The 11,901-nt window shown below is 55.2% G+C and carries 8 protein-coding genes; 2 read left to right on the top strand and 6 right to left on the bottom strand.

What is annotated here, in order from left to right; genetic code table 11:
- Positions 1 to 175: 175 nt before the first annotated feature.
- The 6 genes from baeR to mdtA are packed head-to-tail and all read right to left on the bottom strand — an operon-like array spanning position 176 to position 11,158.
- Positions 176 to 898, bottom strand: coding sequence for a two-component system response regulator BaeR (gene baeR / locus FEK47_RS09525; RefSeq protein WP_135487567.1), 723 nt, complete (start codon positions 896 to 898; stop codon positions 176 to 178).
- Complete coding sequence (gene baeS, locus FEK47_RS09530) at positions 895 to 2,298, bottom strand: two-component system sensor histidine kinase BaeS (protein ID WP_130219356.1); 1,404 nt, start codon at positions 2,296 to 2,298, stop codon at positions 895 to 897. The genes baeR and baeS overlap by 4 nt, the downstream gene beginning before the upstream one ends.
- Positions 2,295 to 3,710 (bottom strand): MFS transporter, encoded by a 1,416-nt coding sequence (locus FEK47_RS09535; RefSeq protein ID WP_135487568.1) that lies wholly within the window; start codon positions 3,708 to 3,710, stop codon positions 2,295 to 2,297. Before FEK47_RS09535 ends, baeS begins: the two co-directional genes overlap by 4 nt.
- Positions 3,711 to 6,788: a multidrug efflux RND transporter permease subunit MdtC gene (gene mdtC / locus FEK47_RS09540; RefSeq protein ID WP_138183173.1), complete on the bottom strand. Its 3,078-nt coding sequence runs from the start codon at positions 6,786 to 6,788 to the stop codon at positions 3,711 to 3,713.
- Positions 6,789 to 9,911: a multidrug efflux RND transporter permease subunit MdtB gene (mdtB, locus tag FEK47_RS09545; protein ID WP_135487569.1), complete on the bottom strand. Its 3,123-nt coding sequence runs from the start codon at positions 9,909 to 9,911 to the stop codon at positions 6,789 to 6,791.
- Complete coding sequence (gene mdtA / locus FEK47_RS09550) at positions 9,911 to 11,158, bottom strand: multidrug efflux RND transporter subunit MdtA (protein WP_135487570.1); 1,248 nt, start codon at positions 11,156 to 11,158, stop codon at positions 9,911 to 9,913. Before mdtA ends, mdtB begins: the two co-directional genes overlap by 1 nt.
- A gap of 279 nt (positions 11,159 to 11,437) precedes the next feature.
- On the opposite strand from mdtA, the gene FEK47_RS09555 reads away from it, so the two are divergent.
- Complete coding sequence (locus FEK47_RS09555) at positions 11,438 to 11,494, top strand: type I toxin-antitoxin system Ibs family toxin (protein ID WP_100733667.1); 57 nt, start codon at positions 11,438 to 11,440, stop codon at positions 11,492 to 11,494.
- Between the two features lie 271 nt (positions 11,495 to 11,765).
- Positions 11,766 to 11,822 (top strand): type I toxin-antitoxin system Ibs family toxin, encoded by a 57-nt coding sequence (locus FEK47_RS09560; RefSeq protein ID WP_100249772.1) that lies wholly within the window; start codon positions 11,766 to 11,768, stop codon positions 11,820 to 11,822.
- Positions 11,823 to 11,901: the final 79 nt, after the last annotated feature.

Consider the following 11,901-nt stretch of genomic DNA (forward strand, 5'->3'; position numbering starts at 1 on the left):
GTGGTTGCCAATCAGGGGAATACCCTCTAATGCATGGGGGAGATTACTGATAAATATGCTGAAATCTGAATACGAGCACGGCTTTATCCCTCTCTTTTTCAGAGAGGGTAATAATACTCAGTGGGCGACGGAACGGTTCGCGTTGTAGTTTGAGACTGTCATTAAAAGGAACAGGTTAAACAATACGGCAGGCGTCAGCTTCCCAACGGTAACCGACACCATAAACGGCACGGATAAATGACTGCTCGGCGTCGAGAGATTCCAGCTTGCGACGCAGGTTTTTAATGTGGCTGTCGATAGTTCGGTCGGTTACCACGCGGTAGTCGTCGTAAAGATGATTGAGCAATTGCTCGCGGGAGAATACTTTACCCGGTTCATGGGAGAGCGTTTTCAGCAGACGAAATTCCGCAGGCGTCAGGTCAAGCAATTTGCCACGCCATGAAGCCTGAAAACGACCTTCGTCGATAATCAACGGACTTTCGGCATCCTGTTGCTGCAACTCACGCTGCGGTTTGCAGCGGCGCAAAATGGTTTTGACGCGCGCGACTACTTCACGCGGGCTGTACGGCTTGCAGATGTAGTCATCTGCGCCAATCTCCAGCCCCAGCAGGCGATCGATCTCTTCGATTTTCGCCGTCACCATCACAATTGGGACATCGGAAAAACGACGAATTTCCCGGCATAGCGTCAGACCATCGGTGCCAGGCAACATCAGATCCAACAGGATCAGATCCGGCGGCGTCTGGCGCACGTACGGCAGTACCTGATCGCCGTGGCTGATAAGTATTGGCGCGTAGCTCGCGGCACGCAGATAATCAATGAGCAACTGCCCCAGCTTGGGTTCATCTTCCACGATTAAAATGCGTGGCGTGTTTTCGTCGATGGGTAACTCGGTCATGCTTCTCCCTGTAAATCTCGTTCCAGCGGTAACTCTACTGTAATGCTTAGCCCGCCAAAAGGCGAATGGGCGGCAAGAATGCGGCCATTATGCGCTTCAACGATGTTAACGCAAATCGCCAGCCCCAGCCCGGAACCGCCGCTGGCACGGTTGCGGGAACCTTCGGTGCGATAAAAACGCTCAAACAGTTTTTGCAGCTGATCATCACTGACGCCCGGCGCGCTGTCGGCAAAGGTCAGGCGCACCGTTTTATCGTGCTGCTCGGCAGAGATTTTCAGGCTGCCGCCGCTGTCGGTGTAGCGCAGGCTGTTTTCCAGTAAGTTATTGAATAACTGCATTAAACGGTCGCGATCGCCAAATACGGTAATGCTGTCTGGCAGGGAAAATTGCAGTTTCAGGCCACGGCTGGCGAATCGTTCGCGAAATGCGCCGCCCGCCACTTCCAGCAGTGGGATCAAATCTACCGGTGCTTTTTGATAGGCGAGAGCGCCTTCATCAGACATCGACAACTGATGGAGATCGTCAACCAGTTTGGTCAGTGTGCCGACCTCCGCCTGTAAAGATGCCACCGTCTCCGGCGTGAATTTACGCACGCCATCCTGAATGGCTTCCAGTTCACCGCGCAGCACCGCTAATGGCGTACGCAGTTCGTGAGAAATATCGGCCATAAAATCGCGGCGCATTTGCTGGTTTTTCTCCAGCGTGCTGGCGAGCTGGTTGAAGTCTTGTGCCAGTTTCCCCAGTTCATCTTCGCTGGTGGGCGTCACGCGAGTGGTGAAATCGCCCGCCGCCAGTTTGTGCGTGCCGTCAACTAACCGTTTTACCGGTGCCAGCAAACCGCGTGCCAGTGGAAATGTCGCCAGCGCCGCTAATAAAGTAGATAACGCCACAATCAGCCAGCTGGTTTGCCGCTGTTGCTTATCAAAATTGATATCGGTATTGCGCGTCAGGCGTTCAACGGGGGAAGCGATCACCGCGCCGACTTCCACACCATTGACCAGAATGGGCCGCCGTGTGCCGTCCGGTGGAATGGGGGCGCGTGGGCCAACCAGCACTTTGTTATTTTGATCGACCACCCAGAACTGGGTACGCCAGCCGTGTGGTGGCATACCGGGGCCGGGCTTATCGTCGTTGCTATCGTGTTCAAGCGAACGCAGGATCTGAAATACGAAGCGATCGTTATTACGCAGAAAGCGCCAGTTACCGTGCTGGGCGTATTGCTCGCCAAGCGCGTCGCCAAGCATTTGCAGCCGTTGCTCATTACCATGCTTGATGTAATCAATAAAACCACGCTCAAAACTAATACGTACCGCCCAGTGCATTGTGATCAGCAAGACGATGCAGGTGGCGAAGATCGCCAGAAACAGTTTGCCGGTAATACCGGGCCGCCAGAACTTCATTCAGTGCTCCTTTTGCGCCGCGAAATAGCTACATTTTGATGCGTATCGTTCGGCACTCTGGCAAAGATGAACGCCGGAAGGGCGATAAGAAACGCCATACTAAGCCAGGTGTACATAAAGACAGTTTGTGTGGTGCCGCTGTCGACGCTGACATGCTGTGAACCAAAAAGTCCCAGCAACAGCCCGGCGATGGTGACGCCGATACTCATCGACAATTGCATAATCATCGACAGCAGACTGTTGCCGCTGCTCGCCAGATTGTCCGGGAGATCTTTCAGCGTCAGGGTGTTCATGGAGGAGAAACGCGTCGAGTTGACCATTCCTTGTAAAAACAGAACGAACGGCAAAACGTAGTACCAGCCCAGCAGCGCGGTGGTCATAAACAACAGGGTGACCAGCGACAGACCCAGCGTGGTCGCCACTAGTACCCGACGATAACCAAAGCGATTCACCACCTGTACCACAATTCGCTTCATTCCCATGCTGCCAAGCACCATCGGGATCATCATCAGTCCGGCATGAAAAGGCGAGAAACCAAGGCCAATTTGCAGGAAAACCGGCGTCATAAAGGGCAACATGCCGCTACCGATACGTCCGGCAAAGCTCCCCGCCAGGCCCAGCGAAAAGGTACGAGTGCGGAACAGTTTCAGACTGAAAAGAGCGCGGTGGTTATTTCTGGCGTGTAGCAGATAAAGCACCAGTGCCACCACACCAACTGCGACCAGGCCAGTAATCGCCAGCGGCGATAAACCTGTACCTTTACTGCCGTCCAGCGCCAGCGTTAATACCGCCATGCCAACCGCCAGCAACAGAAAGCCGGAGAGATCAAAGCGCCGCGTCTGCATGGTGTAGTTCGGCATTAACATCAGTGTGGCGATCGCACCGATAATTCCCACTGGAATGTTGATCAAAAAGATCCAGTGCCACGACGCGTACTCCACCAGCAGGCCGCCGAGCGCCGGACCGAGCAGTGGGCCGACCTGACCGGGCAGAGTAACAAAGGTCATCGCCGCCATATATTGCTCGCGCGGTACGATTTTCATCACCGTCAACCTGCCGACCGGCACCATCATCGCACCGCCAACGCCCTGTAACGCGCGTGCCAGCAATAGTTCGTTCAGCGTGCCGGAAAGCGCGCAAAACAGTGAACCGAGAGTAAACAGCACGATGGCGGTAAAGAAAATATTGCGCACGCCGACTTTGTCCGCCAGCCAGCCGCTGGCAGGCAGCATCACCGCCACGGTCAGCACATAAGAGACAATGACCATGTGCATATGTAGCGGACTTTCCCCGAGGCTTTGCGCCATTGAGGGAAGGGCGGTGTTAACGATGGTGGTGTCCAGCGACTGCATAAAGAAGCCGAAAGCCACAATCCACAATTGCCAGCGGGTGCTGTCGGGAAGATCTGTCATTTACTCGGTTACCGTTTGTTTAGGTTTACGCGAAAAACGCAGCCGCAGACGGTCGAAAAAGAGATATACCACAGGCGTGGTATACAGCGTCAGGAGCTGACTCATTACCAGACCGCCGACAATGGTGATCCCCAGGGGTTGCCGCAGCTCCGAGCCGTCACCGCCCGACAATACCAGCGGCAGCGCACCAAACAGCGCTGCCAGGGTGGTCATCATAATCGGGCGAAAACGCAGCAGACAGGCCTGGAAAATAGCTTCCTGCGGCGTCAGGTTACCGTGCCGTTGGGCTTCAAGCGCAAAATCGACCATCATAATGGCGTTTTTCTTCACGATGCCGATTAATAGCATGATCCCTATCAGGGCGATTAGGCTGAACGGGGCATTGAACAGCTCCAGCGCCAGCAGCGCTCCAACGCCCGCCGAGGGCAGGGTGGAGAGAATCGTCAGCGGATGTACGTAACTCTCGTAAAGGATACCCAGCACGATATACACCGTGGCGATGGCGGCGATAATCAGGATCACCTGTGAGTTCATCGTCTCCTGGAACACCTGCGCCGTTCCGGCAAAACTGCCGCGCACCGTCGAAGGCACACCAAGCTGGGTCATTGCGCGATCGATCGCCGCACTGGCGTCCGAGAGCGATTTCCCGGTCGGCAGGTTGAACGAGATGGTCGACGCTGCCGATAATCCCTGATGATTCACCGACAGCGGAGCGTTCGCGGGTTGCCATTTAGCGAAATACGACAGCGGGATCGCTTTGCCTTCGTTATTGATAACGAACATTTTTTCCAGCGCGCTGATGTCCTGGGTATAGCGCGGATCCACTTCCATCACCACTTTGTATTGGTTCATCGGCTGGTAAATGGTCGAGATTTGCCGCTGACCGAAGGCGTTATTTAACAGACTGTTGGCAGCCTGAACGTCGATTCCCAGCCGCGCCATGGTGTCGCGGTCGTAAACCAGATTCATTTCCGCGCCGTTATCCTGCTGATCGGAGTTCACGTCCGCCAGTTCCGGCAACGTCGCCAGTTTTTTGCGGATTTTCGGCTCCCATTCGCGCAGTGCCGCCAGGTCGTCGGATAACAACGTGTACTGGTAGCTGGCGTTCGACTGACGCCCACCAACGCGAATATCCTGTACCGCCATCAGGAACAGATTCGCCCCCGGTTCTTTCGCCAGCTTCACCCGCAGACGGTCGATAATTTGCTGCGCCGTTTCGCTGCGTTTATCGCGTGGCTTGAGAGTGATAAACATCATCCCGCTGTTCACCCGCGAACCGCCGGTAAATCCGGTGACATTATCCACTGCCGGATCGTCACGGATAATTTTCATGAAATCCTGCAACTTACCGCGCATTGCCTGAAACGAAATACTCTGATCCGCCTGTATCCCACCCATCAGCACGCCGGTGTCCTGCTCCGGGAAGAAGGTTTTCGGGATCGAGATATACAGCCAGATATTCAGCGCAATGGTGCCAAGCAGCACCACGCCCACCAGACGGGTATGATTGAGCACCCATTTCAGCGACTTGCCGTAGCCTTGTTGCAGAGCTACCAACATGCGACCAAAACCACGCAGTCGCTTTTGCTCGCGCGGCTTGCTGGCTTTTAGCATCCAGCCGCACATCATCGGCGTTAGCGTCAGGGAAACCAGTAACGAAATACCAATGGCGACAGAAAGCGTCACGGCAAACTCGCGTAACAGGCGACCCGGCAATCCGCCCATCAACAGCAGCGGCAGGAACACCGCCACCAGTGACAGACTCATCGACAGCACCGTAAAACCGACTTCGCGAGTGCCTTGTAGCGCGGCCTGTAGCGGTTTCATCCCTGCTTCCAGATGGCGGGCAATGTTTTCCAGCACCACGATGGCGTCATCCACCACGAAACCAGTAGCAATAGTGAGCGCCATTAACGACAGGTTATTGAGACTGAAACCGCACAGGTACATCGCCGCAAACGTACCAATCAGCGAAACCGGCACGGCAACGGCGGGAATAATAGTGGCGCGACCCGAGCGCAGGAATAAAAACACCACCAGAATCACCAGCGCCACCGAGATAATCAGCGTTTGCTCGACTTCTTCCAGTGAGGCGCGAATGGTGGGGGAGCGATCCTGGGCAATTTGCAGATCAATCGCCGCCGGAATGGTCTCCTGCAACTCCGGTAATTTTGCCCGGATGCTGTCAACCGTCTGGATAATATTGGCTTCCGGCAGCTTGCGGATCATCAGCAAAATAGCCGGTTTGGCGTTGGTCATCCCGGCGTTGCGCACATCCTGCACTGAGTCGGTCACCGTCGCCACATCGCCCAGACGAACCGCGCCGCCGTTGTTGTAATGAATAATCAACGGCTGATATTCAGCGGCGGTTTTCAGTTCATCGTTAGTCTGGATCTGCCAGCGGTGGGTATCATCTTCCAGCGCCCCTTGCGGTTTACGCACGTTGGCATTGCTGATGGCGGTGCGAACATCGTCCAGCGAGACGCCCTGATTAAACAGCGCCTGCGGATTCAGCCCCACGCGCACGGCGGGCAGTGAGCTGCCGCCGACATCGACATCACCGACACCGTCTATTTGCGCAATCGTCGGGGCAAGCTGTGTTGAGGCGAAATCGTACAGTTCACCTTGCGAATAAGTATCGGAGGTTAGCGTCAGGATCATAATTGGCGCATCCGACGGGTTCGCTTTGCGATAGGTCGGACGGCTTGGCATCCCGCTGGGCAGCAAACTTTGCGCGGCGTTGATCGCTGCCTGCACATCGCGCGCCGCGCCGTTGATATCCCGGTCAAAATCAAACTGCAAAATAATGCGCGTGCTGCCGAGCGAACTGCTGGAGGTCATTTCACTGACTCCGGCAATGCGCCCAAGCGAACGTTCCAGCGGCGTGGCAACGGAAGACGCCATTGTCTCTGGCGATGCACCGGGCAGCGAGGCGCTGACCATAATCACCGGAAAATCAACCTGTGGCAGCGGAGCCACTGGCAGCATACGGAAGCCCAGAATGCCGCACAGGGTAATGGCAACCGACAGTAAAATCGTCGCCACCGGGCGGTAAATGAAGAGGGCAAAAAACTTCACTTACGCCTCCTCTTCATGACGAGCAAAGCGGCTTTTGGTCCACAATGCCAGGCGGTCGAACAGCAGATAAATCACCGGCGTGGTAAACAGTGTCAGCACCTGGCTGACAACCAGACCGCCGACCATGCCGATACCTAACGGACGACGCAGTTCCGCGCCGACCCCGGTACTCAACATCAGCGGCAGCGCGCCAAGCAGTGCCGCCAGAGTGGTCATCAGGATCGGACGAAAACGCAACAGACAAGCCTGGTAGATTGCATCGCGCGGCGACATGCCTTGCTCGCGCTCAGCAGCCAGCGCGAAGTCGATCATCATGATGGCGTTCTTCTTCACAATACCGATCAGCAAAATAATGCCGATAATCGCGATCACATCCAGCTCACTCCCGGCAATCAATAACGCCAGCAGTGCGCCAACCCCTGCGGTGGGTAGCGTCGAGAGAATAGTGATCGGGTGAATAAAGCTTTCGTACAGAATGCCGAGCACGATATACATCGCCACCACAGCCGCGACAATCAGCCAGACAGTGCTACCCAGCGCCGACTGAAAGGCGAGGGTGCTGCCCTGGAACTGCGTGGTGATATCCACCGGCAGATTCAGCGTCTTCTCGGTGTCCATAATCGCCTGCACCGCATCGCCCAGCGAATAGTTATCCGGCACGTTAAAGGAGATGGTCGTTACCGGGAACTGATCCAGATGGTTAATGGAAAGCGGCGCAAAACGCTGTTCAACTTTGGCAATTGAGCTTAGCGGCACCACGCCGCCGTCGCTGCTGGTCAGGCGAATAGTATCCAGCGCCGCAAGCCCAGGAGTATTTTCGGTATTGTGCTCCAGCACCACGCGATACTGGTTAGCCTGAGTATAAATAGTGGAAATCAGCCGCTGACCAAACGCGTTGTACAGGGCGTTATCGACGTCCGCCATGCTGATCCCCAGACGGCTGGCGCTGTCGCGATCAACATTGACATACGCCACCAGCCCTTTGTCCTGCCAGTCGCTGGAGACATCAGAAAGCTGTGGCAGCTGCTGGAGTTTTTCCATGAGCTGCGGCACCCAGGTACTGAGCGCATCCAGTGACGTGGCCTGCAAGGTAAACTGGTACTGGGTGCGGCTGACCTGAGTATCAATAGTCAGGTCCTGCGTTGGTTGCAGGAAGAGATCGACGCCCGGCACTTTATCTACCGCCGTTTGCAGACGGGCGATGACTTTTTGCACCCGGTCATCTCGTTCATCCAGTGGTTTGAGATTGATCTGTAAACGCGCACTGTTCAGCGACGGGTTAGTGCCATCAACGCCAACAAATGAGGTCAAACTTTGCACTGCCGGATCCTGCAAAATCACGTCCGCGACCTGGCGTTGCCGCTGGGCCATATTGGCAAAGGAGCTGGATTGCGGTGCCTGCAAAGTGCCCTGAATAATGCCGTTGTCCTGTACCGGGAAGAAACCTTTCGGAATGAACACCCACAATAGAACGCTAAGCAGCAGTGTGCTGAGCGCCACGCTTAAGGTCAGCCACGGATGATTCAGCACTTTCGCCAGTCCGCGACCATAGGCGGCGATTATCCTGTCGAACATTTTTTCCGAGGCACGGGAGAAGCGGTTCTGTTTACGCAGCGACTCCTGGCTGAGCATCCGCGCGCACATCATCGGTGTCAGGGTCAGCGACACCACGGCTGAGATCAAAATCGCGACTGCCAGAGTAATGGCAAATTCGCGGAACAGTCGCCCGACGATATCGCCCATAAACAGCAGTGGGATCAACACTGCAATCAGTGAGAAGGTCAGCGAGATAATGGTAAAGCCGATTTCGCCTGCGCCCTTGAGCGCCGCCGCCAACGGTTTTTCGCCTTTTTCGATATAGCGGGAAATGTTTTCGATCACCACGATGGCGTCATCGACCACGAATCCAGTGGCGATAGTTAACGCCATCAGCGTCAGGTTATTGATTGAAAAATCGAGAAACACCATAACCGCGAAGGTGCCAATTAACGACAGCGGTACAGCAACGCCGGGAATGATGGTCGCCGGAATATTGCGCAAAAACAGGTAGATAATCATTACTACCAGCGCGATAGCCATCATCAGCTCAAACTGGGTATCGTTAACTGAAGCGCGGATATTGGTGGTACGGTCAGAAAGTACCGTCACCTTCACCGATTTCGGCAAACTCTCGGTGAGCTGTGGCAGCATCTGCCGGATGCTGTCGGCGGTGGAGATAATGTTAGCACCGGGCTGGCGCTGAACATTCATTACAATGGCCTGTTCTTTATTCGCCCACGCGCCGAGCCAGCTGTTTTCTGCACCTTGCTCTACAGTTGCGACATCGCCCAGACGAATCGGCGCGCCGTTCTGGTAGGCGATGATTAGCTGGCGATACTCTTCGGCGGATTGCATCTGGTCGTTCGCGGAAAGCGTGACCGCGCGAGAAGGGCCATCAAGGCTACCTTTCGCTGAGTTAACGTTAGCGCCGGTAATGGCGGTGCGCACGGTTTCGCTGGTCAGGCCGAGGGCGGCAATCGCCTGGGCGTTAAGTTTGACGCGAACAGCCGGACGCTGACCGCCGGAAAGTGTCACCAGCCCGACGCCGGAAATCTGCGAGATTTTCTGCGCGACGCGGGTTTCCACCATATCTTCTACCTGGGTCATCGGCATGGCGGTTGAGGTGACAGCGAGCGTCATGATCGGCGGATCTGCCGGGTTCACTTTGCTGTAAACCGGCGGGTTAGGCAGATCGCTCGGCAACAGGTTAGTGGCGGCGTTAATCGCGGCCTGCACTTCCTGCTCGGCGACATCCAGCGGCAATGTTAGCTGGAACTGCAAAGTGATAACCGACGCACCGCCGGAACTTTGCGACGACATTTGTTTCAGGCCGGACATCTGCCCAAACTGGCGTTCGAGCGGTGCGGTAACGGCAGAGGTCATCACATCCGGGCTGGCGCCAGGGTAGAGTGTAACCACCTGAATAGTCGGATAATCCACTTCCGGCAGTGCCGAAACGGGCAGGGCGCGATAACCGATAATCCCGGCGAGTAAGATCGCCACCATCAGCAGCGTGGTGGCGACAGGACGCATAATAAACAGGCGCGACGGGCCGCCTGTGCTGCTCGGAGGTAACACCTGCATCAGGAGCTCGCTCCTTTTTTCGCGTATTCGCGGCTGGTGGCTTTCTCTTGCGGTGCGGTGGCGCTCTGGGCTTCCACCACTTCCACTTTCGCTCCTTCGGTCAGACGATCAATGCCGTCCGTCACTACGCGATCGCCTGCAGAAATACCTGCGCGGATCACCACTTTCTGACTGTCCTGAATGCCCGGCGTCACCAGATGTTTGCTGACCTTGTTTTCGCTATTCAGCACCCAGACGAAATGGCCTTCGTTGCCCATTTGCAGGGCGGCGGTGGGGATCACCACGGCGTCTTGTTCGGTGTCGACTAACATACGCGCGTTAACAAACTGATTGGGAAACAGCGCATCATCCTGATTATTAAAGCGTGCTTTCACTTTAATCGTACCGGTAGTGGCATCGATTTGGTTATCGAGACTTAACAGCGTGCCTTCGCTTAATTTCTTCGAGTTAGTGCGATCCCAGGCTTCTACCACCAGCGGTTTTCCGGCTTTTTGCGCCTGCACAACGGTAGCGATATCGCTTTCCGGCAGGGTAAAGACTAAATCGATAGGATGCGTCTGGGTGATCACCACAATTCCGGTGGTATCACCACTGGAGATTTGGTTACCAACATCAACCTGCTTGAGACCAACGCGGCCATCGACTGGTGCGGTGATGCGGCTCCAGTCGAGTTGTAGTTGTGCGCTGGCGACGCTCGCTTCATCGGCTTTAATGGTGCCTTCGGTTTCACTGACCAGCGCCTGTTGGGCATCCAGTTCCTGACGGGAAACGAGATTGGTTTTTGCCAGTTGTTGATAACGCGCCAGGTCACGGCGGGCGTTGGCAAGCGTGGCTTTATCTTTTGCCAGTTGGCCCTGGGCTTGTGCTAATGCAACTTTGAACTGGCTGGGGTCAATTTCTGCCAGCAAATCGCCTGCTTTGACCTGCTGGCCTTCCTGGAAATGTAACGCCATCAGCTGACCATCTACGCGACTGCGCACCGTAACGGTGTTAGCGGCGGTAATCGTGCCAAGCCCGGTGAGGTAACGCGGAACTGCCTGTTCTACGGCGGTCGCCGCCTGAACCGGGGCTAATGGGCCGGAACGCATGCCACGGCGACCACCCGCTGGCGATTGCTGTGCTTGTTTCGTCGCACCTGGGGCTGCGCTCTGGGATTCATTGCGGCCTTGCCAGAACCAGAATGCGGCGATGGCGGCGATAACCACCACGATTACGATTACCCAACGGGATTTATAACTGCCTTTCATCGTTAAGAGTTTCTCTTCCTGAAACGTTTCGCGGAATGATACTAGTGTAGCCAGCCAATAAGGGCGAAAAATGGAGGAATTATGAAACAGTTTCGGGAATCGTCTGAATGACGGTGCGCTTTGCGAGCATGCATCCAGTAATGACACAGGAAACTATTTTATTCGCAGGTTAGCGATAGACTGCGTACATGGCAATAAGGAGGTAACCCGAAGATTTCAGCGGGACGCTGAAACGGGAAAGCCCCTCCCGAGGAAGGGGCCTTAAATAAGGAAAGGGTCATGATGAAGATACTCATCATCGTGGTGCTCTTAGTGATTAGCTTACCGGCTTACTAAGACTACCAGGGCAGGGGGAACCCCGCTCTACCCTCACTCCTGAAAGTATGCCTTCACGGTCCAATTGTCAATCCGCAGACTTTGCCGTCTGCGATCCTGTCAGCAAATATTCTTTGCGAGACGTTACGCAATAATCACTGATGAAACTATTTTATCCGCGAGTCAGCGATAGACTGGGTGTATGGCGAAAGGAGGTAAGCCGACGATTTCAGCGGGATGCTGAAACGGGAAAGCCCCTCCCGAGGAAGGGGCCTTAAATAAGGAAAGGGTCATGATGAAGCTACTCATCATCGTGGTGCTCTTAGTCATTAGCTGGCCAGCTTACTAAGACTACCAGGGCGGGGGAAACCCCGCTCTACCCTCACTCCTGAAAGTATGCCTTCACTGTCAGATTGTCAATCCGCAGA

It is taken from the genome of Escherichia sp. E3659 (assembly GCF_005781135.1).
Classification (GTDB): domain Bacteria; phylum Pseudomonadota; class Gammaproteobacteria; order Enterobacterales; family Enterobacteriaceae; genus Escherichia.

Coding starts and splice junctions, on each gene's coding strand:
- baeR (WP_135487567.1), bottom strand. CDS start 898: ATGACCGAGTTACCCATCGACGAAAACACGCCACGCATTTTAATCGTG.
- baeS (WP_130219356.1), bottom strand. CDS start 2,298: ATGAAGTTCTGGCGGCCCGGTATTACCGGCAAACTGTTTCTGGCGATC.
- FEK47_RS09535 (WP_135487568.1), bottom strand. CDS start 3,710: ATGACAGATCTTCCCGACAGCACCCGCTGGCAATTGTGGATTGTGGCT.
- mdtB (WP_135487569.1), bottom strand. CDS start 9,911: ATGCAGGTGTTACCTCCGAGCAGCACAGGCGGCCCGTCGCGCCTGTTT.
- mdtA (WP_135487570.1), bottom strand. CDS start 11,158: ATGAAAGGCAGTTATAAATCCCGTTGGGTAATCGTAATCGTGGTGGTT.